This window comes from Glutamicibacter sp. TV12E (genome assembly GCF_052441935.1).
Classification (GTDB): domain Bacteria; phylum Actinomycetota; class Actinomycetes; order Actinomycetales; family Micrococcaceae; genus Glutamicibacter.
Genome location: NZ_JBQVVF010000001.1, coordinates 591,833 through 614,288 on the forward strand (window position 1 = coordinate 591,833; position 22,456 = coordinate 614,288).

24 protein-coding genes and 1 riboswitch are annotated in these 22,456 nt (G+C 60.8%); of the genes, 7 read left to right on the forward strand and 17 right to left on the reverse strand.

The window, feature by feature from the left end; translation table 11 throughout:
- The 3 genes from ACT7DV_RS02635 to ACT7DV_RS02645 all read right to left on the reverse strand — a co-directional run bounded on the left by ACT7DV_RS02635 (position 1) and on the right by ACT7DV_RS02645 (position 2,194).
- A complete protein-coding gene (locus tag ACT7DV_RS02635) occupies positions 1–750 on the reverse strand; it encodes an ABC transporter ATP-binding protein (RefSeq protein WP_060700735.1) in 750 nt (249 codons plus the stop codon).
- Positions 751–893: 143 nt separating this feature from the next.
- Entirely contained in the window at positions 894–1,820 is a 927-nt protein-coding gene (locus tag ACT7DV_RS02640; RefSeq protein WP_444660778.1) for a cation diffusion facilitator family transporter, read from the reverse strand.
- Positions 1,821–1,822: 2 nt separating this feature from the next.
- A complete protein-coding gene (locus tag ACT7DV_RS02645; RefSeq protein ID WP_444660779.1) occupies positions 1,823–2,194 on the reverse strand; it encodes an ArsR/SmtB family transcription factor in 372 nt (123 codons plus the stop codon).
- 319 nt (positions 2,195–2,513) lie between these two features.
- Here ACT7DV_RS02645 and ACT7DV_RS02650 point away from each other — a divergent pair, with 319 nt between their 5' ends.
- Both ACT7DV_RS02650 and ACT7DV_RS02655 read left to right on the forward strand, forming a co-directional pair.
- The gene (locus tag ACT7DV_RS02650; RefSeq protein ID WP_444660780.1) at positions 2,514–3,107 is read left to right on the forward strand and encodes a DNA-3-methyladenine glycosylase I; all 594 of its coding nucleotides are present in this window, start codon (positions 2,514–2,516) and stop codon (positions 3,105–3,107) included.
- Between the two features lie 5 nt (positions 3,108–3,112).
- A complete protein-coding gene (locus ACT7DV_RS02655) occupies positions 3,113–3,964 on the forward strand; it encodes a DNA-3-methyladenine glycosylase family protein (RefSeq protein ID WP_444660781.1) in 852 nt (283 codons plus the stop codon).
- A 354-nt stretch (positions 3,965–4,318) separates the two neighbouring features.
- Here the strand turns inward: ACT7DV_RS02655 and ACT7DV_RS02660 are convergent, their stop codons facing one another.
- The 8 genes from ACT7DV_RS02660 to ACT7DV_RS02695 all read right to left on the reverse strand — a co-directional run bounded on the left by ACT7DV_RS02660 (position 4,319) and on the right by ACT7DV_RS02695 (position 12,473).
- Positions 4,319–5,173 carry a siderophore-interacting protein gene (locus ACT7DV_RS02660; RefSeq protein WP_444660782.1) on the reverse strand — a complete coding sequence of 285 codons (855 nt, stop codon included), beginning with the start codon at positions 5,171–5,173 and terminating at the stop codon, positions 4,319–4,321.
- 63 nt (positions 5,174–5,236) lie between these two features.
- Positions 5,237–5,704: an acyl-CoA thioesterase gene (locus ACT7DV_RS02665; RefSeq protein ID WP_444660783.1), complete on the reverse strand. Its 468-nt coding sequence runs from the start codon at positions 5,702–5,704 to the stop codon at positions 5,237–5,239.
- 14 nt (positions 5,705–5,718) lie between these two features.
- Positions 5,719–6,792, reverse strand: coding sequence for an App1 family protein (locus ACT7DV_RS02670; RefSeq protein ID WP_444660784.1), 1,074 nt, complete (start codon positions 6,790–6,792; stop codon positions 5,719–5,721).
- A gap of 91 nt (positions 6,793–6,883) precedes the next feature.
- Complete coding sequence (locus tag ACT7DV_RS02675) at positions 6,884–7,741, reverse strand: 3-hydroxyacyl-CoA dehydrogenase family protein (protein ID WP_444660785.1); 858 nt, start codon at positions 7,739–7,741, stop codon at positions 6,884–6,886.
- 35 nt (positions 7,742–7,776) lie between these two features.
- Entirely contained in the window at positions 7,777–9,240 is a 1,464-nt protein-coding gene (locus ACT7DV_RS02680; RefSeq protein WP_444660786.1) for an aldehyde dehydrogenase family protein, read from the reverse strand.
- 31 nt (positions 9,241–9,271) lie between these two features.
- Positions 9,272–10,450, reverse strand: coding sequence for an acyl-CoA dehydrogenase family protein (locus ACT7DV_RS02685; protein ID WP_444660787.1), 1,179 nt, complete (start codon positions 10,448–10,450; stop codon positions 9,272–9,274).
- A gap of 49 nt (positions 10,451–10,499) precedes the next feature.
- Complete coding sequence (locus ACT7DV_RS02690) at positions 10,500–11,693, reverse strand: CaiB/BaiF CoA transferase family protein (RefSeq protein ID WP_444660788.1); 1,194 nt, start codon at positions 11,691–11,693, stop codon at positions 10,500–10,502.
- Between the two features lie 60 nt (positions 11,694–11,753).
- Positions 11,754–12,473 (reverse strand): GntR family transcriptional regulator, encoded by a 720-nt coding sequence (locus ACT7DV_RS02695; RefSeq protein ID WP_444660789.1) that lies wholly within the window; start codon positions 12,471–12,473, stop codon positions 11,754–11,756.
- A 170-nt stretch (positions 12,474–12,643) separates the two neighbouring features.
- On the opposite strand from ACT7DV_RS02695, the gene ACT7DV_RS02700 reads away from it, so the two are divergent.
- Positions 12,644–13,510 (forward strand): inositol monophosphatase family protein, encoded by an 867-nt coding sequence (locus ACT7DV_RS02700; RefSeq protein ID WP_444660790.1) that lies wholly within the window; start codon positions 12,644–12,646, stop codon positions 13,508–13,510.
- A gap of 70 nt (positions 13,511–13,580) precedes the next feature.
- Positions 13,581–13,793, forward strand: coding sequence for a hypothetical protein (locus ACT7DV_RS02705; RefSeq protein WP_146277706.1), 213 nt, complete (start codon positions 13,581–13,583; stop codon positions 13,791–13,793).
- 95 nt (positions 13,794–13,888) lie between these two features.
- On the opposite strand, the gene ACT7DV_RS02710 is transcribed toward ACT7DV_RS02705, so the two are convergent.
- The 4 genes from ACT7DV_RS02710 to ACT7DV_RS02725 form a co-directional block, all read right to left on the reverse strand.
- Positions 13,889–15,532: a thiamine pyrophosphate-binding protein gene (locus tag ACT7DV_RS02710; RefSeq protein ID WP_444660791.1), complete on the reverse strand. Its 1,644-nt coding sequence runs from the start codon at positions 15,530–15,532 to the stop codon at positions 13,889–13,891.
- Complete coding sequence (gene speB / locus ACT7DV_RS02715; RefSeq protein ID WP_444660792.1) at positions 15,532–16,518, reverse strand: agmatinase; 987 nt, start codon at positions 16,516–16,518, stop codon at positions 15,532–15,534. The genes ACT7DV_RS02710 and speB overlap by 1 nt, the downstream gene beginning before the upstream one ends.
- A gap of 306 nt (positions 16,519–16,824) precedes the next feature.
- On the reverse strand, positions 16,825–17,241 hold the full coding sequence (locus tag ACT7DV_RS02720) for a hypothetical protein (RefSeq protein WP_444660793.1): 417 nt from the start codon (positions 17,239–17,241) through the stop codon (positions 16,825–16,827).
- Positions 17,242–17,337: 96 nt separating this feature from the next.
- Positions 17,338–17,901, reverse strand: a complete 564-nt coding sequence (locus tag ACT7DV_RS02725) for a helix-turn-helix domain-containing protein (RefSeq protein ID WP_444660794.1) — start codon at positions 17,899–17,901, stop codon at positions 17,338–17,340.
- Between the two features lie 175 nt (positions 17,902–18,076).
- On the opposite strand from ACT7DV_RS02725, the gene ACT7DV_RS02730 reads away from it, so the two are divergent.
- The 3 genes from ACT7DV_RS02730 (at position 18,077) to ACT7DV_RS02740 (ending at position 20,285) form a co-directional block, all read left to right on the forward strand.
- A complete protein-coding gene (locus ACT7DV_RS02730) occupies positions 18,077–18,661 on the forward strand; it encodes a DinB family protein (protein WP_444660795.1) in 585 nt (194 codons plus the stop codon).
- Positions 18,662–18,733: 72 nt separating this feature from the next.
- Positions 18,734–18,846: riboswitch (SAM riboswitch) on the forward strand.
- A gap of 13 nt (positions 18,847–18,859) precedes the next feature.
- Positions 18,860–19,126, forward strand: a complete 267-nt coding sequence (locus ACT7DV_RS02735) for a hypothetical protein (protein ID WP_444660796.1) — start codon at positions 18,860–18,862, stop codon at positions 19,124–19,126.
- 55 nt (positions 19,127–19,181) lie between these two features.
- A complete protein-coding gene (locus tag ACT7DV_RS02740; RefSeq protein WP_146277701.1) occupies positions 19,182–20,285 on the forward strand; it encodes a VIT1/CCC1 transporter family protein in 1,104 nt (367 codons plus the stop codon).
- Here the strand turns inward: ACT7DV_RS02740 and ACT7DV_RS02745 are convergent.
- Together ACT7DV_RS02745 and ACT7DV_RS02750 are read right to left on the reverse strand one after the other, a co-directional pair.
- Positions 20,282–21,100 carry a 5'-nucleotidase, lipoprotein e(P4) family gene (locus ACT7DV_RS02745; protein ID WP_444660797.1) on the reverse strand — a complete coding sequence of 273 codons (819 nt, stop codon included), beginning with the start codon at positions 21,098–21,100 and terminating at the stop codon, positions 20,282–20,284. The genes ACT7DV_RS02740 and ACT7DV_RS02745 overlap by 4 nt on opposite strands.
- A 145-nt stretch (positions 21,101–21,245) precedes the next feature.
- Entirely contained in the window at positions 21,246–22,433 is a 1,188-nt protein-coding gene (locus ACT7DV_RS02750; RefSeq protein ID WP_444660798.1) for an LOG family protein, read from the reverse strand.
- Positions 22,434–22,456 lie beyond the last annotated feature (23 nt).

Here is a 22,456-nt window from a genome sequence, read left to right on the forward strand (position 1 = left end):
TTACTCCGCCAATGAGGCGAGTGCCTCGGACACGGTAGCCACGGTTGGCTCCTCGATGGTACCGACGATCGCGCCGTCTTTCATGAGCAGCACGGTGTCTGCGTAGGATGCTGCCACGGGATCATGGGTCACCATGATGATGGTCTGGCCCATTTCGCGAGTGGAAGTACGCATCAGAGACAGGACTTCGGCGCCGGTTCGGGAATCCAGGTTGCCAGTTGGCTCATCGCCAAAGACAACTTCAGGGCGAGTGAGCAGCGCACGGGCTACGGCCACGCGCTGCTGTTGGCCACCGGAGAGCTCATGTGGTTTGTGGGTGAGACGGTCGCGCAAGCCCAATGCATTGATGACCGTGTCGAACCAGGCCTTGTCGTGCTTCTTGCCAGCCAGGGACAGGGGCAGCAAAATGTTGTCTTGCGCGTTGATGGTGGGGACCAGGTTGAATGACTGGAAAACGAAACCAATCTGTTCGCGGCGCATCTCAGTGAGCTGATCGTCGCTGAGCGAGAGCAAGTTCTTGCCGCCGATGATGATTTCGCCGCTGTCTGCCGAGTCCAGGCCAGCCAGGCAATGCATCAGGGTTGATTTGCCGGATCCGGAAGGACCCATGATGGCAGTGAAACGAGAACGTGCGAACGAGACATCGACGCTGCGAAGAGCCTCAACCCGAGTGGTGTCATGTCCGTAGGTTTTGGTCAGCCCACGAGCGGCGACCGCATGGTCAGTTTTTGGCAGGGTTTCAGAAGTCATACCAAAAGAATATAAATTCCCTAGCCAGATGGGCATCCACCAGCAGGCTTGACTTGATTAGGCGGGACATCATACTCAAGTATGACCCAGCCCCGGCAAAACTAAACCACAGGTTATCCGCCGGGTAATTCTAGGCGCTCTTGCTAGCAGCCGTGCTGGTGCTCGGTGCTTTGATGCGAGGATGGCTCGATCTGAAACGTCGAATGCTCAATGCTGATCGCGAAGTGGTCGGCCACGCAATTTTGCAGGTTCTTCAGGAGGTCTCCCGCGACTCCAGCCGAGAACATCGAATCCTCGACCACCACATGGGCGGTGAGCACCGGCAGGTTCGAGGCTATCTGGCTAGCGTGCAGGTCATGCACGGCAATGACACCGGGCTGGTTCTCCAGGTGCTCGCGCACCGCAATGAGATCCAGCCCTCGCGGCGTGGATTCCAGAAGAATATGAGTCGTTTCGCTCAACAGCTTCATGGCACGTGGAACGATCAGGGCGCTGATGACCAGGGCAGCAATCGAGTCTGCCGCCATCCATCCGGTAGTTGCGATGACAACGGCAGCAACGATAACTGCCACCGAGCCCAGTGCGTCATTAACAACTTCAAGGAACGCTGCGCGCATATTCAAGTTGTTCTTGCGTCCCGCGGAGATGATCCACATGGAAATGACATTTCCCAGCAAACCGATCACGCCAAAAACGAGCAGGCCTGTTGGCTGGATTTCTGTTGGCGTGAATAGCCGGCGAACAGCATCGATGGCGGCGTAGATGCCGACTGCGAGCAGCAGCGCTGATTGCATTGTTGCCGAGAGCACTTCGGCGCGCCGGAACCCCCAAGTTCGCTTGGTGGTGGGCTTGCGCGCAATCAAATTGGCCGCGGTGAGCGCCAGCAGCAGTCCGAGGGTATCGGTCAGCATGTGTGCCGCATCGACAAGCAAGGCTAGCGAGCTAGTGACAATGGCCCCGACGATTTCGGCAATGAGAATGCCTGCCGTAATGCCAAAGGCCCAGGCAAGTCGCGACCGATTGGCCTCCGAATGATCATGGGAGTGACCGTGCGAATGATCGTGGCCCATGGCTACACCTCCAATTGCTGGCTTGAGTGCGCTTCCTGCCAGTGATGCGCCTGCGATTGGTTTGGAACGAGTTGCTGCGCCAAGGAGAGCAACTGGTCCAAGTACTCGGCCTGCCCCAGCGTGTAGATGCTCGCTCGTCCCTGGCTCCGAACGGTGACCAAATCAGTATCCCGAAGGCAGGCAAGATGGGCACTCACAGTGCTTTGGGCCAGCCCGAGATGATCGGTCAGTTCCCTGACCTTGTGTTCACCGGTTTTCAGATGTTCAAGGATCAGCAACCTTGTCGGGTCAGCGAGGGCATGGAAGAGCGCCGCTTGTCGCATTTTGCCGTCGCGATCCAACACATCATCGCTTCTAGACTCTATCATCGCCATATAACGATGATAGACGGTTGAACCGGAAAATTGAACCCCTCGAGAAAGCCAGCCAGCGCCAGAGCATGACGCACGCCAGCTGAACTCCGCGACAACGTCCGATTGTTACGCGAACGCTCCGACAGGCCACGCATATGCTGATCGCGAAAGCGCAACTTTTTCACCTCGTCGATGTTCTTCGTCAGCGGTGGAAAATCAAGGATGGGACGCCCAGGACGCTGCCAGCGCGCGGATGCCCAAGCACCACCGGGGATTTACTAAATTCTGAAGCATTTCTTCAGTACATGCCCTTGACCTCATATAATGCGAAGATAGATTCATGACTGAAGATCTTGTTATCGGCGAAGATGGCCTTGCCCGTCCGCACTGGGCCGCCACCAGCGATATGCTCCGCACCTACTACGATTCCGAGTGGGGCATGCCGGTGAACACCGAAGCAGGAGTCTTCGAACGGTTGAGCCTGGAATGTTTCCAATCCGGGCTCTCATGGGCCATCATTCTCTCCAAGCGGGAAGCCTTCCGGGAGGCGTTTGCCAACTTCGACCCTGAAAAGGTTGCGCTGTTCACCGAGAACGACTTTGATAGCCTCATGGATAACCCCGCCATCGTGCGCAATAAACTGAAAATTCGCGCCACCATCGCCAACGCGGAAGCTACGCTCATGATGCGCGAAGAGGGAGGGCTGGCCAATTTCATCTGGTCCTTCAAGCCAGAGGAAACTCCAGCTCCACGGACCGCTGCAGAAATCCCGACCCAGAGCGCCGAATCCAGAGAGCTGGCCAGGGAATTGAAGAAACGCGGGTTCAAATTTGTGGGGCCCACGACAATGTTCGCGCTCATGGAAGCCATCGGGATGGTGGATACCCATTTGGTGGGATCCCATCGCCGCAGCAGCTCAGGAATCTGGGCCTGAAGCCCATGAAATTGCGCCTGGAGGCAGTGGGAACACTGGACATTGCCCATGCTTTGTCCGTGTTGCGGCTCCATTCCCTTCCAGCCCAGGAAAAAATCGAGCCGTCCGCTGCGAAAGTTCGCCGGGTCCTGCGCGTTGGCGGACACCTCGTCGAGGTCCATCTGGCTTTGGACCCGTCAGGAATATCCGTAGATCATGACGCGCCTGCCGCACTAGTCCCCCACCTGCAAACCATAATCAATCACTGGTTCGGGTTGCAGCAAGATACCTCGCCAGCCTATGCATCCCTTGCGAAGCTGCCGGGGCTCGACGCGATGGCTGCGTCATTTCCGAATCTGAGGCTCATCAGCTACCCGGACCCGTTCGAGGCTCTGGCGACAACGGTCATTGGCCAGCAGGTTTCCGTGGCCGCCGCGCGAACGCTCGCAGGAAGGTATGTCGAACACCTGGGCGAGGCACATGCATCAGGGCTTCACGCGTTTCCGACTGCCGAAGCAACGTCAGCACTGGGCGCGCCCGAAATTCAATCCATCATTCGGTGCCCATTGGCGCGAGCAGCAACACTGCATACCGTGTCGCAGTGGTATCTGGAGTCCGGGGAATCCCTAGTTCACCGGCCAGCCGAATTCCTGACGCAACTGCTGTCCTTACGCGGGGTAGGACCTTGGACCAGGGACTACATGGCACTGCGTGGGCTACGGGATTCACAGATCTTCCTGGATTCTGATCTTGTCGTCAGGCGCGCGCTCAAGAATTCAAGCACTCCGCCGGTCATCAGAGAATCGCTTCCCGCCTGCGCGGGATATCTGGCCACACTGCTCTTATGGGCTTATGACTCCGAGCATCGCGAGCAATGAAAAAGGAACTTACCAAGGTGTGCAATCCTGGTAAGTTCCTTTTTCTGCGATCCGGATGACTGAGCAGGTCACCCGATTCCCTATTCCCCTTATTCAAGCCGGCTAAGCCGACCACTAGGTCGAGATGAGCAACCTCGAACCGTAGTGAACTGGCCGATGATATCGGTCAAGTTAGTCGCTTCTCCCGACCACACACGGGAGAAGCTCTGGAATAAGCATAACCTAACTAGCCCTAATAACGTCAAGTCCTAATCACCTAATATCTTCTTTTTTTAATTAGGTACATCTAACTTAAGCCGTTGGGCTGCTCGCAGCACTCAATGGGCACCCCGAAGAATGAGCGTGGGTCCCGCTTTAGTCGGCGAAGATCTTGCCAACCTCGGTGCGCTTTTCGGCTTGGAACGCATCTTCTGCCCGGCCAAACGCCCAGTAGGCGGACAGTGACATATCGCGGCGATCGACCCCGCGCTCATCGTAGAAGTAGAGGCGAAGTCGCTTCATGACTTCGCGCTCGCCATGGGCAAAGACCTGCACTCGGCCACCGGGCCATGAGTACTCGCGCACGGCGTTTTCCAGAACAGTGTTCTGCGGGGTGAAGGGTGCGTTGCGGTGCAGCCATCGAACTTCAACGCCTTCCGGGTGCACAAGCTCCAGTTCATCGGCTCGGTCGGCGACCTCGATGACGGCCAGCCCCTTCATTTGCGGGGACATGGCTTCCAAAGCCGCGGATATGGCAGGAATAGCTGTCTCATCACCGGCAAAGAAATGGAAATCGAATTCTTCGCGCGGCACGAACAGCCCGGCAGGTCCAGCGAAGCAGATCGAGGAACCGATCTCGGTATCCCGCGCCCACGGGCCGGCCAATCCCTCGTCGCCGTGAACAACAAAATCAATTTCGATCGTTCGTGCTTCGAGATCGCTGCGGCGCACGGTGTAGGTACGTCGCACCGGCATGTCTTCGGGGGCCAGCTTGCTGCGCAGCTCCTCCATGTCGTAAGGCATCTCCAGGCCAAGCTCCGGCTTGGCAAACAAGAATTTGACGTAGCGATCCGTCACGTCCTTGTCGACATAGTTGTCGAACCCAGGACCGCCGAGAGTCAGCCGCACCAAATGCGGAGCAATGTGCTCGCGCTTGAGTACCTGCAAGACAACTTGAGGACGTGCAGGTCGAGCCTCGCTTTGCAGACGTCCGCCAGCTGGCTGAGACATAACATCACTTCCTGTCTGAATAAGAGTAGATAGATCAATCCTAATTGACAGAAGCGCTAGAGCTTACTTCGGGAAGGTTGAAACACCTTCAAAAGCGCTCAGTCCCTCGCGTTCTTCAGGGCTAAGCCTTTGAACCCGCGAAGTCGCCGGGTCAAAATACGCCAGCGTGGTGGCCGCTTTAACACATAGGTAATCCTCAATTGGGTCCCGGAATTCGTAGCAGATCTCAAAACTGGCTGGCTTGATGTTTGCCACCCACAAATCCACATTCACCGGAACATTGCGGTATTCCAAAGGCCTGGAGTACCGCACGCGATGCTCAACGACCAGGATCTGGATTCCCGGCGGCACCGCCGAAAAAATATCTGCCTGCGGTTCAACTCCGGGAGCACCAGTTCCGCCAGGAACTCCAAAGCCAGCAATACGCGCTTCTTCCATCAGCCTGATCAGGTTGACATTATTGACATGCCCATAGGCATCCATGTCGCCCCAACGCATGGGCACCTGCACACGAAGCGTTGATTCAGCCATTACCGTACTTTCCTCTACAAATTCTCGGCGTCAAAATCAACCAGGCCAAGCTTCACCAGCTGGTCGAGGATTCGCGCGCCATCAGGCTCATATACCCAGCGCACGCCCGGGGTCGTGCGCCGCAACTCGTTGGAACGTCCGCCAGCCAGTACGGCCTCAGACGGCGTAAGCTGCCGGATCACTATCGCCCGGACTAGCTCGGGATAGCGGCGCGCGAATTCTGCGTAGATCGCCGGGTCGTGCTGGCCATCGTCGCCGACCAGGATCCAGGAGATATGTGGAAACTCCTGAGCCAGCCGCCGCAGCTGGTCCACCTTGTGCTGCATGCCGCTGCGGAACCAGGAACGGTCCGTAGGTCCCCAGTCCGTGAGCAACAGCGGGCCTTCGGGGTAAAGATTGCGGGAGATGAAGCGCTGCAGAGTTTGCGCAACATTCCATGCGCCCGTGGAAAGGTAGACCATCGGTCCACCAGGGTGTTCTTGCCGCACTTGCTGCAACATGACAGCCATGCCCGGAGTTGCAACGCGTGCGTGCTCTGAGAGCACAAATGAGTTCCACGCTGCCAGCAAGGGGCGCGGCAGTGCCGTGACCACGACGGTGTCGTCCACGTCGCTGATCACGCCGAACTTCTGGGCCTGGTCAATGACCATGATGCGGGCTGTCGCCTCGTCGCCGTCGTGGGCTTGAAGGTGTATCTCGTTCCAGCCCGCCGGCAGGTCAACGGCCAGCTTTGCATCGATGACGCCGCCGCGGTCCGCTTGCACCTCGAAGCGCTGCTCTCCTACGACGATGCTGACCTTGCCAAAAGGAAGGATCGGTGAAATGAAATTTCGAAAACCCCTGATCCCGTCGGCGATCACCTGCGCCTGATGCTGACCGAATTCGAAGGCTCCGGGGCCGGCAAGCACGACTCGGGCTAGTACGCGAATCCAGCCCCCTTCGGGTCCCGTCGAGCCGTAGCCGGTGTAAGGCAGGATGACCGCCCCTTGCCCCTTGGCTTGTGCCCGCTTGGCACGCCAGTTGTGGAATTTGTCTTCCACCCGCGAAGCAACGTGACGAGCTCGTTGCTCAGTCGAAATGTGACTCATGCTCACAGTCTTTCATGTTCTCGCCAAACCCTGGAAAACGACTGGCATTCGAAACCCGGCACGCGATTCAACCTCCAGGCCCGCGGATTGGCTACGAGTAAGGGTAGAACCCTTCCCCGCTCTTGCGGCCCAGGAGACCGGCTTGGACCTTTTCGGTAATGAGCGGATGCGGCTTATCGGCTTCATTACCCGTTTCGGCGAAGGTCGCCTGGGCTATGAAATCGATGACGTCCAGGCCAACCATGTCCATCAGCTCAAAGGGGCCCATTGGGTGCCCGAGTGCTGTTTTGGCGGTGGTGTCGATATCTTCAATGCTGGCGATTCCTGCGTGGGCAAGGTTCAATGCCTCGGCGTTGATAGCTCCCATCATGCGGTTCGCGATGAATCCCGGGATCTCCTTGTTCACCAGCACCGGCTGCTTGCCCAGCCGCGTGGCCACCGCCTTCACGGCTTCCACCGTTTCATCGCTGGTCTGCTCATTGCGGACCACTTCAACGCACTTCATCACCAGTGCAGGGTTGAAGAAGTGCATATTGCATACCTGTTGGGGGCGCCCACTGGCCGCGGCCACGCGCGAAGAGGGCAAGGTCGAGGAATTGGTGGCAAGGATCGCGTGGGCTGGGGCATGTTCACCCAAAGTGGCGAAGATCTGCTCCTTGATATCCAGCCGCTCCACGGCTGCTTCGATCACCAGATCGGCCGTACTGGCGCTATCTGCCAGATCCGTGCTCTGGGCCAGCCGGCTTAATGCCGCGTCCGCGTCCTGCTGTTCCAGTTTGCCCTTGGAAATCCTGGACGCGGCCCACGCTTCGAGGTCTGTGCGCGCAGCGGTCAAGGCCTGCTCGGAGATGTCTTGCAGGAGAGTTTCGTAGCCGCTCAAGGCGCAGCTCATGGCGATTTGCCGGCCCATGGTTCCGGCACCAATAACCAAAATACGTTCAATCATCATTGATCTTTCCTTCTTCGGCACTTGAACTGGAGCAATCAGCCCCGCAAATAAGTGGTGGTCGTGTGCGTGTAGAACTCGCGGGCCGCTGCTCCTTGTTCCTTCGGCCCATAGCCAGATGCCTTGGCACCTCCAAATGGTACGTGGGGATCCGCGCCTGCTGACTCCGAATTTACATGCAATATGCCAACATCCAGTGTTTGTTCAGCAGCTAGTGCCACGGAAAGATTGCTGGTGAACAGGGCCAGGCTCAACCCAAACTCGGAGTCTTCGGCCGCTTCAAAAGCCTGATCTGCGCCGCTGACGGTGCACACCGCAAGAATCGGGGCAAAAAATTCCTCGCGCCAGGCACAGTTCTCCCGGCCGGCTTCACCTGCTGGCAGCTCCAAGATGGTGGGTGCCAGATAGCTTCCAGTTTCTGGAGCCTTGCCTTGGAAGCGCAGCAGCGCTCCTTGGCTCAGGGCACGGTCAATTCCTTCGCGCGCCGAGGCCGCTGCTTTGGCATCAACTAGTGGTCCCATGTGGACGTCGGGATCCAGCGGGTTGCCGGTAGTCCACTGTTCCAGGCGCGTGATGAGCCTGGCCAGGAAATCCTCGGCAATCTCGTCGTCCAGGATGAGCCGACTGGTTGCAGTGCACTTCTGCCCGGTAGAGCGGAAGGCTCCCAAAAGCACCTGTTCGCTGGCTAAATCCAGGTCGGCATCGGCGAGCACCACCGCGGCGTTCTTGCCTCCCATCTCGGCCTGGACCAGAACACCGCGCGCAGCGCCGGCGGCACAGAGCCGGCGGCCTACCGCGGTTGATCCGGTGAAGGACAGGCCGTTGAGGTGCTCATTGGCAATGAATCGGTCTCCCAGCGCCCCTGGGCCAATGACGAGGTTGAGCACTCCTGCGGGCAGTCCGGCATATTCCAAGGCCTGGACAAGGCGCAGCGCCAGAATCGGAACCAGGCTGGCTGGCTTGAAAACGACGGTATTTCCGAAGACAAGTGCCGGCGCGATTTTCCACGCTGGAATGCCGATGGGAAAGTTGAACGGCGTAATAATGCCCACCACGCCCAGCGGCTTGCTGGTCACCAGAATCTGCTCTCCGGGGCGAGGAGACTGGAATACTGTCCCGGCAGCGCGTTCCGCTTCGCCTGCGTAATAGGTGAAAATTTGGGCTGCTCGCAGTACTTCGCCAATTCCTTCGGCCCGTGTTTTGCCTTCTTCGCCGGCAAGTTCCTCTCCGAACTGCTCAGCATGCTCCTTGAGGTAGCTTGCGGCCACGATCAGGTAGGCTGCGCGTGCAGCCATCGGGATGGCCGCCCAGCTTTTCTTCGCTTGGTGCGCGGCGGCGAAAGCAGCATCGACTTGCTCTTCACTGGCCGCGCGGCCTCGGGCAAGTACCTGCGAGTTATCAGCAGCAGCTCTCGAATCGATTTCGCGTCCCTGGCCCTCGGCCCACGAGCCGTTGAGGTACTGGTGCAGGGCCACCGGGGTCGAAGCTAATTCCATCATCATGTTCCTCTGGATTCTTTTTGCGTTGCGCGGTTTAGCGGAAGGCGGGGACACCGGTGAGCTTATGGCCCAGGATCAGGGTGTGGACTTCGTCAGTGCCTTCATAGGTGCGCACTGACTCCAAGTTGTTGGCGTGGCGCAGTGGCGAGTAGTCCAGGGTGATGCCGTTGCCGCCAAGGATGGTCCGCGCCTCGCGGCAGATCTTGATGGCCTCGCGGCAGTTATTCAGCTTGCCCGCCGAGATCATGTGCAGATCCAGATTTCCTGCATCTTTGAGCCGGCCGATGTGCAAGGCCAGCAGGAAACCCTTGTTGATCTCCAGAGCCATGTCCACCAGCTTCTGCTGGGTCATCTGGTAGCCAGCTAGCGGCTTGTCGAACTGAAGACGTTGCTGCGAGTAGGCTAAGGCATCTTCAAATGCATCGCGGGCTGCTCCCATGGATCCCCAGAGAATTCCGTAGCGCGCTTCGTTCAGGCAGGAAAATGGCCCCTTCAAGCCCTTGGCGTTTGGCAGTACGGCCGAGCCCGGCAAGCGCACATCAACCAGGTCGATGTCGCACTGGATGGAAGCACGCATGGACAGCTTCTGCTCAATCGGGGTTGCGGTGAATCCCGGGGTGTTAGTCGGTACTACAAAACCGCGGATCCCTTCGTCGGTTTGCGCCCAGATGACTGCTACCTGTGCCACATTGGCCAGGCCGATCCAGCGCTTGGACCCGTTGATCAGCCAGTCATCACCGTCGCGGCGGGCGAAGGTTTTCATGCTTGACGGGTCGGATCCGGCAGTTGGCTCGGTCAGCCCGAAGCATCCGATGGCCTGACCGGCGGCCATTTTCGGCAGCCATTCTTGTTTCTGCTCTTCGGAACCGTGCTTGTGGATGGCGCTCATGGCCAGGGATCCCTGCACGGAAACAAAGGTGCGCAGTCCCGAGTCGCCGGCTTCCAATTCTGCTCCGGCGATGCCGTATTCCACCGCGGAGCGGCCGCCACAGCCATAACCGTTCAGGTGCATGCCCAACAGGCCCAGCTTGGCCATTTCCGGGACGATCTCCAACGGGAAGACCGCGTCGTTGTACCACTGGGCAATATTCGGTTTGATGTGTTCTTTAACGAAGCCACGCACGGTATCGCGCAGGGCCAGTTCTTCACTGCCAAGCAGCGAATCGAAGTTGATCAGATCAGCGGGGTCGAGGACGTGTTCAGTGGTGTCCATATTCGCTCCTTGGAGGTTGCGTTGGTTGGCGGTTGCGCGCACTGTCCGGCTAAGTGCGAGCTGCTTGTTCGAAGAGCTCTTGATGCTGGCCGTGGGCCGGCGGGTTGCTTCGGTATTGAGCTGGTGTGCGGGAGAGCCCTATGGGGCTGGCAAGGTGCGTGGTGGTTTCACCGGTGTCCGGATCGCTGATGGCCGCTACCGGATCCAGGCCCAGCTCCTGGGCAAAGCCGATGGCTTGGGCGATCGTGTTGACCTTGCCCGCGGGCACCCCGGACTCCATCAGGCAGCTGGCCCAGCTAGCCGCGCTGTGTTCAGCGGCAGCGGCCTCAATCAGCGTCTTGAGCTCGGCACGGTGCGCGACCCGGTCGGTGTTGGTGATGAACCGGGGGTCCTCGGCGAGCGCGGGATCGCCCAGATGCTGGCATAGCGCGGCAAATTGCCGGTCGTTGCCTACCGCGATCGCGATGACGCCGTCGCCGGTATTAAAAGTTTCGTAGGGCGCGATGCTCGGGTGGGCGTTGCCCAGGCGCGCCGGTGATGTTCCGGTAGCCAGGGTGCTGCTTGTTTGGTTGGTCATTCCGGCCAGCACCGAAGAGAGCAGGTTGATGCTCACCCGCTGCCCCAGGCCGCTGTTCTCCCTTTCCCGAAGGGCCAGCAGGATCCCGGTGACGGCGTTGTGCGCAGCGAGCACGTCAACCAGGGCAACCCCCACCTTGCTGGGGGCGCCATCGGGTTCCCCCGTAATGCTCATCAGTCCGCCCACCGCTTGGACCAGAAGGTCAAAGCCGGGGAAAGCTGCGCCTTGTTGTTCGCCGAATCCTGAAATGGAGCAATAGACCAGTTCCGGGTTCAGCTCTTTCAACCGGGAGTAGTCCAGTCCGAATTTGGCCAGGACGCCGGGCCGGAAATTTTCCACCAGAACATCAGCGTCCTGGATCAATTCCAGGAGCCTCGCCAGGTGTTCGGGATTGCTGAAGTCGGCGATGACCGCCAGCTTGTTCCGGTTCACCGACCAGTAGTAGGTGCTCACGCCCTGGGCATTGACCGGCGGGATCCACCCGCGGGTTTCATCCCCGGCCTTGCTTTCCACTTTCAGCACCTGGGCGCCGAAGTCGGCCAAGGTCATGGTGCATAGCGGACCGGCAAGAATGCGCGAGAGGTCGACGACTTTGATACCGTCCAGCGGTTGGCCCATCTTTGCCACCTCGTTGTCATTGCCACCTGAGTTAGTTACATGTTGCATGCTACTCTATGTTGCGCAGCTCACGCATGGCAAGACCCGGTGGAAAGTATCCAGGCGCGGCTAGGAAATCAGGTCGTCAAGACGGTCCAGGAAGGGCTGGGACACCAGCGTCTCGGTCCGCGAACAGATGGAACGAATCAGCATCTGCGCGGTGCGCGTGATGTGGCCCCGCACCGCCATGGCCGCCGCCGGCGCATCCTTGGCGAGAATCGCGGCCATGAGTTCTTCACGGTCCTCCGCCAGTTCCTGGCTGCTGCGGGCATAGGGCACCGTTGTCTGCCCATGCGCGAGCACCAGGTTGCGCAGCTCCCCCACCACGGAGTCAAGCTTCTTATTGCTGGCCAGCCCCAGCAGGTACAAGTGGAATTCCTTATCGGCTTCCAGGGTCGCGCGCCCATCGCCAGTTTGCCCGGCCTGCAGCAACTGCTCGTGCAGCTGCACCAGCCGGGCGCGGTCGGCGTCGCTGGCGTTGATGACCCCGCGGGCCGCTGCTGGCGGTTCAATGGCCAGCCGCAGCTGGAAGACCTCGACGATGTCCTCCAGGGAAATCTGGTTGACCCGGACGCCGCGGTTTTTGGCGACGGTCACGATGCCTTCTTTTTCCAGCAGCTGCAGCGCTTCACGCACCGGGGTGCGCGAGACACCGAGCTTCTCGGAAATGCCGATGGCCGAATAGTGCTGCCCAGGTTCCATCTCGCCTGCAACGATGGCCGCCCGAATCATCGTAGTGACCTGCTCGGTCAACGAGGCCTTGGGCGCGATCGGTTGCATGCTGCTCATGTGCAGAAGCTTATCCTGATTCGCACTCGCGGCACCCGGTAGCCACTCGAATCGCGCTGCGCTGCAGAACTTCCCGGCGGGCACCGGCATGCCAGGTCCGCCCTGCGGGTCGTGCGCAAGGCTCATGGCCGCTGCCTGTCGATGGCCCGGCCGCACGATAAGCTGGCACGGTGAGCGAACAATCAGCAATCTGTGAAAAAACCCGCGCCGAAGAACTGCGCGTGGCCGCCCTGGACGCGGCGCGCAGCGCTGCGAGCCTGCTGCGTGCCACCTTCCGCACCTCGGTGGATGCCGAGATCAAGACCAATGCCCACGATCTGGTGACCGAGATTGACCGGCGCAGCCAGCAGATTATCACCGAGTCCTTGTTGGCCGCGGTTCCTGGTTCGTGGGTGCTCGGCGAGGAGAACATTTCCACGCAATCGGGCAACGCCGCGCCAGGCTCAGTCCAATGGATTGTCGACCCCATTGACGGAACCAGCAACTTTGTCCACGGCATCGCATTCTTCTGCATTTCCATTGCCGCCGCCATCGATGGCCAGCTGGCCGCGGCGGTGATCATCGATCCCATTGCCGGCGACGAATTCACCGCCAATGCCGAATCAGCGCTGCTCAACGGCGCAGTCCTGAACCCCGCACGGCGCCCCGAACAGGCCCGGGCCAATTTGATGACTGACTATCCCGGTGCGGAGTCCCTGTTGCATGACGGGGATCTGGCACTGCAGCTCTTCGGACAGTGGATCCAGGACTTCGCCACCGTGCGGCGCAAGGTCAGTGCCGCACTGGCCTTGGCCCATGTGGCCGCTGGCTGGTGCGATGCCACCATCGGCTTTGATACCAAGGTGTGGGATGTGGCAGCCGGAGCACACCTGGTGCGCATGGCCCACGGGACCTTCCGCGGCTTGGCCTACGGGCAGGAGGGCCTGGCCGACCATGAGTGCCCCGGATTCATTGCCCAGGGACCGGGAGCGGACTACCGCTCGCTGAACTTGGCGGCGCAGAAAATCCATGAGCTGCGCACCGGCAAGGACGCTTAAGAAGTCTGACAATATCCAGATTCTTGCCCAGGACCTCGGATCCGCGTCGAATCGGACGTATCATGGCGGCATGGAAACACTATTCCACCGGACCGCACACTCCGCCGTGCGGCACCATGGAGGCGGAGGAGTGATCCTGGGAGGTATCGGAGCGATAGTTCTCTTCGGTGCCTTCGCAGTGATGTTGGCGGCCCAGTCCTTGGACTGGGAGCCACTGCTCATCGGAATCAGCATGGGCGTTTCCGCAGTGCTCTTTGGCGTGGTTTACCACTTCACGCATTAGTCGCTGACGGTTCTGGATAAGGCTGTGGCCCCGGACGCTGGCAATTGCCAACGCTCCGAGGCCACCATATTTTTGCCTGCAATCGGCACTGCCTCTTACAGGTGCGTTGGAGCGAACATCTTGAGCAGGGTTTTGACCACGATGACATTCGGCCCTTGCCCGGCCAGCGCCTCCTTCAGCGCGTCGCCGATCTGCTCGACGGCCACCTCGCGGGCAGGAACGCCAAAGGATTGGGCCAGCGCCACAAAATCTGGCCGCGCCAGTTCGGTGGCCGTCGCCTTGCCAAAGGCGCCTTCCATATATTCGCGCAGGATGCCGTAGCCGCCGTCGTCAACGATCAGCCAGGTCACCGGAGCCTGATGCTGCTTGGCGGTAGCCAGCTCGGCGATCGAATACATCGATGAGCCATCGCCGCTCACCGCGAGCACTCGTTGGCCGGTGCCGATGGCCCCGCCAATGGCCGAGGGGAAGCCGAAGCCCAGGCCGCCGGCACCCTGTGCCGAGTGGAACTGGCCTTCCTTGGCGTCCCAGCAGCTCCAGCCCCAATAGGCCGCGATGGTCATATCCCAGAAGGTCTGCATCCGGGCCGGAACCGCTGCACGGATATCAGCCATGAACTTTCGCTCCTTGGCCAAATCCTGCCCGTCAAGACGAGCCTGGATCTTCTCGAGGGTCTGCGCCACCACCTGCACTGGGCTCTGGCCATGCCAGGAGGCCCGCGAGGCGAACCCGGCGGCGTGCAACTGACGATCGAGGAATTTCAAGGCTTCGCGGGCATCGGCGCGGATTCCCAGCGCCGGGGTATTGGATTCCAGCACTCGCGGCTCGGCATCGATCTGGATCATCTTGCCGCGCGGTTCCAGGGTGAAGTAATTGCTGGTCACTTCCCCCAGGGCCGAGCCGATGACCAGCAAGACGTCTGCATCTTCCATGATCTGCGTGGCATGGCGATCCTCAACCCACGACTGCAAGGACAATTCATGATTCCAGGGGAACGCTCCATTGCCGCCGGGGCTGGAGAGCACCGGCGCCTGCAGGGTTTCGGCCACCGCAAGCAATTCGGCCTGGCCACCGGCACGACGCACCCCACCACCGGCGATAATCGCCGGGCGGTCGGCGAGGGAAAGCCAGTTGACCGCTTCGCGGATCAATTCCTCGCGCGGCGGGTGCTCATAGGCTTCGGCCAAGGCATCCTGCACCGGCGGGACCATCACCTGGGCCAAGAGCACATCCTGCGGGACTTCCACCCAGACCGGGCCCATGGGCACGGTGATGGCGCGCGCCCAGGCGTCCTGGATGGCCGAGGGAATGCCCGAGGCATGGTGCACGGTCTGCTGGAATTTGGTGACGTTGGCCGCCGAGGCCTTCTGGTCATCGAGCTGGTGCAGCATGCCCTTGCGGCGTGCGCCCAGGCCGTCGAGCGGAATCTGGCTGGCGATGACGACCATGGGCACGCCGGTGGCGTAGGCTTCCTGCAGCCCGGCCAGCGAGGTCAGCGCTCCGGGACCGGTGGACAGGAAGAGCACGCCCACCTCTCCGGTGGCGCGGGAGTAGCCGTCGGCCGCGAAGGCGGAGTTGTTTTCCACGCGCGAGGAGACAAACTCCAAGGTGGAACGCGAGAGCGCGTCGAACAGCCCCAAGGCGTGCTGTCCGGGAATGCCGAACACGGTTTTGGCGCCCAGCGCGGTGAGGGTCTCAATGACCAGGTCGCCGCCGTTGCGTTGGGGCTGTTCGCTCATTACTTGTTCAGCCCCTGGTTAGCCCGGAAGTCGCTGATCAGGCTGATCAGGTCGTAGGTGACATGGCTGGCAGCCACGCCGGTCAGTTCCGCGTGGTCGTAGGCCGGAGCGACCTCGACGATGTCGGCGCCCACGATGTTCAGCCCGCGCAGGCCGCGCAGGATCTCGAGCAGTTCGCGGCTGGTGATGCCGCCGGCCTCGGGGGTGCCGGTGCCCGGGGCGTGGGCCGGATCCAGCACGTCGATGTCCACCGAGATGTACAGCGGGCGGTTGCCAATGCGATCGCGCAGCTTGTCGACGATCTCGCGCACGCCCTGGTAGTACACATCCGAGCTGGTTACGATGCCGAAGCCGAAGCGCTTGTCGTCTTCCAGGTCCTTCTTGCCGTACAGCGGGCCGCGGGTTCCCACGTGGCAAATGGCTTCGGTGTCCAGGATGCCCTCCTCCACCGCGCGGCGGAAGGGGGTGCCGTGGGTGTATTCGGCGCCGAAGTAGGTGTCCCAGGTGTCCAGGTGGGCGTCGAAGTGCAGCATGGCTACCGGTGCGCCGGCACGCTGGGAGGCGGCGCGCAGCAGCGGCAGGGCGATGGTGTGGTCGCCGCCGATGGTGACCAGGCTCGAACCGTCCGCGGTCAGCTCCAGTGCCTCGTCCTGGATGGTTTCAATGGCTTCGTTGATGTTGAACGGGTTCACCGCGAGGTCGCCGGCGTCCACCACCTGGCTCTGCGCGAACGGCGAGGTGTCGGTGGCAGGGTTGTACGGGCGGATCAGGCGCGAGGATTCGCGCACGTGGTTGGCGCCGAAGCGCGCCCCGGGCCGGTAGGAGACACCGGTGTCAAAAGGCACGCCGATGATCTTGATGTCCGCGTTCTGCACCTGGTCCAGGCGTGGCAGGCGGGCGTAGGTTCCAGCGCCGGCGTAGCGCGGAATCATTGCAGCATTGATCGGCCCCAGATTGCCGTTTTCCTCGATGCGGACTTCTTTCATGTTCTTGCCCTCCTGGCACTATCCAGCAACTACCATAGTTGCCTAATATGAAACTTCAGTTTCCTATTATGCTATTTTGTTGGCGCGGTCACGTCAAGGCTTAAACCATGGAACTGGGAGATGGGGCGTGCAAAATGGCGGAATGCCGCCGGCAGGGCATTCAGGGCAGGGTTCTGCACTGCGGCTATTGGCAAGCTGGCCCACCCGGGCAAGAGCAGCTTGAGTGTTGGCCCCGGGGCCCGGTGCAAGATAGGGAGCTAGACCACTGGACCAGCTGGCTGGCGCAGCGGCATGGTCGCCGGGACCCTAGGCGTCGCGGAAGTCCTTTTTGCTGGCATTGACCAGCGAACGATCGATTTCATGGATCGCCACGCAGAATCCGGCGGACAGGATCAGTGACTTGAGCATGAGCTCGGAGAGGTCATCGGCTACGTAGACCAGTTGCAGTGGCCCGACCAGGATCATGAGAATGATGGCCCAGAGGGCGTATAGCCACGAAACGCGCGCCTGCGCCATTTGCGGAAAGCGGGCCCGCCGCCGAATGGTCCGCAGGCCGAGCACCACAATCACCACCGCGATAATGACCGCTCCGATGAAAAAGAAATTGCGCTGCGTGCGGATCCACGTCAGGGTTGTGCCGGCAAGAAGGCCGACAAGCACCGAAGCCCACCAGCTGATGCAGCGAAGCTGATCCCGTGCGCCAGTATCCTCGCTAGTCCTCACGCCACTCCCATCGATCACCGCACTGTGTGCGCACACCGAGCACACCATTTTAGAATACGCGCTCCACAGCACCGCAACGAAAAGGAGCGCTTGAAGCTAGAGGATCAAGGTCCAGGTCACCAGGGCGGCCTCATCGGACTCGTTTTCCCAGCTGTGCGGCTCGCGCCCAGGAAAGCTCATGGTGTCCCCGGCCTGGAGCTCAACACGCTGCTCGGGCAGCACGAGGGTGAATTTTCCGGCGATCACATGGAGCACTTCCAACTCGCAGTCCACCGAATACAACTCGGCTTCGCCAGAGCCCTTGGGAGCGATTTCGGCTCGGATCATCTGCACGCGCTTCTCGCCGCGCGGCGTCACCAGCTGCTCGGTGATCCCCTCCCCGCCCAGCGACACCCGCGGCGCTTCTTCCAGCCGCACCAGCATGGTTTCGGGCACTTCAAATAGCGTGCCCACCTCGATGCCGAGCACCTCGCACAATTTCAGCAGCGTCGAGACCGAGGGGCTGGTGAGATCGCGCTCAACACGCGAGAGGAAGCCCTTGGTCAGCCCAGACAGCTCAGCGACCTGGTCGATGGTCATTCGCTGCCGCTGGCGCACCCCGCGCAACCGCGATCCGATATTGATCGCAGCACCGCTTGATTCCACGGGCAGGGTCTTCATGCTTTCGCTCCATCACTTCGCTTGTTGTGGCACGCCAGCAGCCAAACGGGCGTACCGAAAAGGCTCCGGCGGCAAGTTTACCAATAGTAAACAGAGCATAGCGCGAGTCCTGCAAATATGCCGTGTCCCGCACGTTCCGCGCTCCGGATCCCTGCACGCTGGCTAGACTCTGATCATGGATCACAGCAAGGAACTGCTCCACGAATATCTCTCCGACGCGCGCGAAGCAGTCATCTACAAGGCCCAGGGGCTGAGCGGCCTGCTGGCACGCAAGCCGCTGACGCCCACCGGAACGCACATCCTCGGCGTCGTCCACCACCTGGCCATCACCGAGTACGGGTATTTTGCCCAATGCCTCGGCCGTGCAGTGGATGACCCCTATATCCAAGAGCTTCTGGATGCCGATGATCCGCAGGCCGACTTCCTGCCGCCGGCCCGCTTCAGCGCCAGCGAAATTATCGAGTTATACCGGGAGTCAACTGCCTTCTCGGATGCTGGCATCAGGGCTTTGCCGCTCAGCGCACCGGTTGAAGTGCCCTGGTGGATCCGCCGCCGGCACACCACGCTGGAACATCTCATGGTGCACATGATCGCGGAAACCTCCCGGCACGCCGGCCACCTCGACATCGTGCGCGAACAGCTTGATGGCTTCACCGGCTTGCGCCCCGAAGCGCCCAACCTCCCGGACTATTCCGCAGCGCAATGGGCCCAGCAGTTCGACTCGATCAACCGCCTCGCCATGGGTGATGACCACCGGTAGCCAGGGGGCCAGGTCATATTACGGAACGGGTCTTCATCGCGGGGAGCGCAGGCGGTAGTATCGCAAGTGTTGCTTCACGAGACACGGCGCCAAGCTCCGACTGGCCGTGCACCAACCCCAGATTCATGGGTGGTTCGGATGAGGAAGCGGTCCGTTCACACAATGTGCTCGGGCAAGAACACAGCGAGAGCGCATCACATGGCCTATTCCGTCCTGCCCATCGTCGACCGCCGAACCGGCCAAGTGCAATTCAAGGTCCGAGGACTCTGGCATATTTGCTACGTCGGCGATCCAATTCTGCTGGAACAGCTCCTGGCCCGCTGCGCACGCCGCCCGGTCTTCGATCCGGAAACTTCCGAGCTGCTCCTGGGCGTTGCCGCCGCAGGGGAACTGCAGGGGCGCAACGTCGCTTTTAGCCTTGCCAAATTCCCAACGCTCCATCCCCTTACTAAAATCGGTAGCTGACCCGTTCACCGAGTTTCGCCAAGAAATTCGACCTGCCAAGAGAGCTGTTTTCGTGATGTCGAACCAGTCAGCAACCGAACCTACCCGTGCCCAAGTCCAGCGCTGGCGAAAGTACCTGGCCGATGAAGTCGCCGAAGGCGCCATCTACCGCACCCTGGCCCAGAAGAAATCAGGGCAGGAAAAGCAGATCCTGCTGGGACTTGCCGAAGCCGAAGCGCGGCATGAGGCGCACTGGCGGGCCAAGCTGGGAGAACACGCCAAGCCTGTCCGCCCATCATTGCGCCGCACGATCTTGCGCTTCTTGGCCCGCAATTTCGGCTCGGTCTTCGTGCTGGCCATGGCACAGCGTTCCGAGAGCAATTCGCCGTACCGCGACGACAAGGACGCGACCGCGCAAATGGCCGCCGACGAACAGGTGCATGAAGAAGTAGTCCGCGCGCTGGCCACCGCCGGCCGGGCTCAGCTCTCGGGCAACTTCCGCGCCGCAGTTTTTGGCGCGAATGACGGCTTGGTCTCCAACCTCGCCCTGATCATGGGCATCGGCGCCACCGGGGTATCCTCCACCTTCGTGCTCTTTTCCGGCATCGCCGGGCTCTTGGCCGGAGCGCTATCCATGGCGGCCGGCGAATTCGTCTCCGTGCGTTCCCAGCGCGAGCTTCTCACCGCGTCGCGGCCCACCCAGGTGACGCTGACGGCAGCACCCAACCTCGATTTGGCGTCCAACGAGCTGGTGCTGATCTACAAGGCCCGCGGCATGAGCGATGAAGATGCAGAACACCGCGCCGCAGAACGCATGGGGCTTTTCACCTGTGATTGCAACCCTGCCTTCTCGCTGAACCCCGAGGAACGCGCAGAGGAACTGGAAAGCGAACACGAAGAGCTCGGCTCGGCCACCGGCGCGGCAGCCACTTCCTTCTGCCTCTTCGCTTCCGGCGCCATCATCCCGATCCTGCCCTATATCTTCGGTCTTGGCGGCTTGGCGGCCGTGGCCATCTCCGTGATCCTGGTGGGTATCGCCTTGATGATCACCGGAGCCATCGTCGGCCTGCTCTCCGGAGCCTCGCCGCTCAAGCGCGGCCTGCGCCAGCTGGCCATCGGATGGGGCGCCGCAGCGGTCACCTACTGCCTGGGCCTGCTCTTCGACGTACAGGTCGCCTAGTCCCACACCTCTGGATCGGCCTCCCAGGCATCCAGCGTTGCCGTGGACCACGATCCGTACGTCGGGTTCGGCAGGATGATCCACTCGTCGCCGAACTTCCGCGAGTTCTGCTCCACCAGGCCCCGTTGCTGCTCCAACGGAGTACCGGCGAAATCCTCGTCGAAATCGTGCAGCGTGTCGCCCAGCTGCATCAGCACCTTGTGGCCGCTTTGCACTTCGGCCCGGCGCTCCTGCTTAGGCGGACCCAGAAGCAAGACCTGCTCCTTGCTGGCCTGTGGCAACCCCAGCTGTTTTAGGCTGTCCAGCGTAGCATCCAGATTCTCGGCTCCACGGTCTGAAATGTAGAAGATATCCACGCCCAGCTGGTCTGCGCGGTCCAAGAATTCCTTAGCGCCGTTGATCAGCGAGGGATGCCCCTCCGTTTCCCAGGAGCCCCAGGTATCCCAAGTGGTGTAGTCATGGCATTGCTCCATGTCCCGGGCCAGCAGCGCGGTATTGTCGATGACTGTTTCATCAAGGTCGGTGATTATGGCCAGATCCTGCCCCTTCGGCGCGGACTTGCCCTTGCCGCTGTTGCTCTTGGCACGGGCTTCCTTGACCTTCTGCTCAAGATTCACTGTGGCCATCGCATAGGTCTGTCCCTGCAGCGCCTGGGCTTCTGCGGATTGCTGCTGCCATCGAAGCGCCATTGCATACTGGCTGACAGCGCACGTGCCAGAGGTCTCGGCGGCGGCAGGAGCCTGTGCAGCAGCCGCTGCATAACCTCCGCCCGAGCCGACGGCCAAGGCCGCGGCAATAGCAATAATTTTCCTCATTCTGGCCCCTTTGCGTCCATCCAAGAGCCTGCTGCAAGATTAGGCAGCGGCCGTGCAAGTCAGGCTAGCAAGAAAAGTGACCCAAGTCACCACTGATATATCTGTATTTCATATGTTGAACATCAGACTGAAAGGAGGATCGGTACTACTTCGCCGGGAACCTGCTCCGCCGCCGCAGGGGTTGCACGGCGCCAAGGAATGCAACCGCTTCTTCCGCGCTATCCACCAGTGCGATCTTTTCCTCCATGACCTTTTGGGCTGCCAGGGCTTGGAGCAGCGGCCATGCAGGAAGTGTCTTGGTCCAATACTCTTGGCCGATCAGCACCAGTGGAACCACCCGGGCTCCGGTGGCATAGTAGTTCTCGCAAGCATCCTGAAAGATCTCCTGCACCGTTCCGGCGGCACCGGGAAGCACGACGATGCCGCCGTTCGCTTGTTCGAGCAGCGTGGCTTCCCTGATGGAATTGCTGAAGAACTTCGCGATATGCGTCGCGAACAAGTTCGGCGGCTCATGTCCATAGAACCAGGTAGGGACGCCCAGGGACTTCCGCTGTGAAGGGAAGCGTTCCTTCACGGCGAGCGCCACTCGCGCCCAACCTGTGCGGTGGTGAATCGCATCGGGTTCGGCGGCCAGCATCTGCAGCGCCGTTCCAATCTCTTGGTGATCTCGGTCCGCCAGCCATGCACCGGCATTGGCAGCTTCCATCGCGCCAGGTCCTCCCCCAGTAGCCACCGCATACCCGGATCTGGCCAGCAACGCGCCGAGTTCGAGCGCCTGAGCGTACTGAGGAGTCCCGCGATCCATGGAATGCCCGCCCATGACCCCGATAATCGGAGTGTCCTTGAAAGCGCCGTCGTAGATTTCCGCGATCATCGCCTGGCCGATGTGGTGGTCATGCAGGGTCGTCGCCAGGGCATCGGCATCGTCCAGGCCCCGTCCCGGAATGCGCTGTTGTGAGTATGCGTAGATCTGCGCGTCGAGCACCTTGTCATAGGTTTGAGCGCCAATCGCGTCGTAGAGCTCCTCGGGGGTATAAAGCTGCCGGTCGCTGGTGCGAAAGGGCAGCTGATGCCCCGAATCCATGCAAAGCCCACCCGTGCGTTCAACCAGTGCCCGTCCCTGTGGCGAGAATTGGCAGTCAATGAACAGCGCTTCAGCTAAATCCAGCGCCGACAGCAACGCATCGCGTCCGCTCAAGTCCACACGGTGCACACGCCAGCTATGTCCGCGCGCACGATGCGAAGCCAGCGCTTCGGCAGCCAAACGATCAAACTCGACGAGCGAGGTGATATTCACTGCCCTCGCTGGCAGGTAGGGCCAGATGTGTGACATGCGTCAACGCTACGTCATAGATA

Coding starts and splice junctions, on each gene's coding strand:
- ACT7DV_RS02725 (WP_444660794.1), bottom strand. CDS start 17,901: ATGAAGACCCTGCCCGTGGAATCAAGCGGTGCTGCGATCAATATCGGA.
- ACT7DV_RS02710 (WP_444660791.1), bottom strand. CDS start 15,532: ATGAGCGAACAGCCCCAACGCAACGGCGGCGACCTGGTCATTGAGACC.
- ACT7DV_RS02655 (WP_444660781.1), top strand. CDS start 3,113: ATGAAATTGCGCCTGGAGGCAGTGGGAACACTGGACATTGCCCATGCT.
- ACT7DV_RS02660 (WP_444660782.1), bottom strand. CDS start 5,173: ATGTCTCAGCCAGCTGGCGGACGTCTGCAAAGCGAGGCTCGACCTGCA.
- ACT7DV_RS02645 (WP_444660779.1), bottom strand. CDS start 2,194: ATGGCGATGATAGAGTCTAGAAGCGATGATGTGTTGGATCGCGACGGC.
- ACT7DV_RS02680 (WP_444660786.1), bottom strand. CDS start 9,240: ATGATGATGGAATTAGCTTCGACCCCGGTGGCCCTGCACCAGTACCTC.
- ACT7DV_RS02750 (WP_444660798.1), bottom strand. CDS start 22,433: ATGTCACACATCTGGCCCTACCTGCCAGCGAGGGCAGTGAATATCACC.
- ACT7DV_RS02745 (WP_444660797.1), bottom strand. CDS start 21,100: ATGAGGAAAATTATTGCTATTGCCGCGGCCTTGGCCGTCGGCTCGGGC.
- ACT7DV_RS02695 (WP_444660789.1), bottom strand. CDS start 12,473: ATGAGCAGCATGCAACCGATCGCGCCCAAGGCCTCGTTGACCGAGCAG.
- ACT7DV_RS02665 (WP_444660783.1), bottom strand. CDS start 5,704: ATGGCTGAATCAACGCTTCGTGTGCAGGTGCCCATGCGTTGGGGCGAC.
- ACT7DV_RS02705 (WP_146277706.1), top strand. CDS start 13,581: ATGGAAACACTATTCCACCGGACCGCACACTCCGCCGTGCGGCACCAT.
- ACT7DV_RS02635 (WP_060700735.1), bottom strand. CDS start 750: ATGACTTCTGAAACCCTGCCAAAAACTGACCATGCGGTCGCCGCTCGT.
- ACT7DV_RS02650 (WP_444660780.1), top strand. CDS start 2,514: ATGACTGAAGATCTTGTTATCGGCGAAGATGGCCTTGCCCGTCCGCAC.
- ACT7DV_RS02740 (WP_146277701.1), top strand. CDS start 19,182: ATGTCGAACCAGTCAGCAACCGAACCTACCCGTGCCCAAGTCCAGCGC.
- ACT7DV_RS02670 (WP_444660784.1), bottom strand. CDS start 6,792: ATGAGTCACATTTCGACTGAGCAACGAGCTCGTCACGTTGCTTCGCGG.
- ACT7DV_RS02690 (WP_444660788.1), bottom strand. CDS start 11,693: ATGCAACATGTAACTAACTCAGGTGGCAATGACAACGAGGTGGCAAAG.
- ACT7DV_RS02685 (WP_444660787.1), bottom strand. CDS start 10,450: ATGGACACCACTGAACACGTCCTCGACCCCGCTGATCTGATCAACTTC.
- ACT7DV_RS02640 (WP_444660778.1), bottom strand. CDS start 1,820: ATGGGCCACGATCATTCGCACGGTCACTCCCATGATCATTCGGAGGCC.
- speB (WP_444660792.1), bottom strand. CDS start 16,518: ATGAAAGAAGTCCGCATCGAGGAAAACGGCAATCTGGGGCCGATCAAT.
- ACT7DV_RS02730 (WP_444660795.1), top strand. CDS start 18,077: ATGGATCACAGCAAGGAACTGCTCCACGAATATCTCTCCGACGCGCGC.
- ACT7DV_RS02675 (WP_444660785.1), bottom strand. CDS start 7,741: ATGATGATTGAACGTATTTTGGTTATTGGTGCCGGAACCATGGGCCGG.
- ACT7DV_RS02735 (WP_444660796.1), top strand. CDS start 18,860: ATGGCCTATTCCGTCCTGCCCATCGTCGACCGCCGAACCGGCCAAGTG.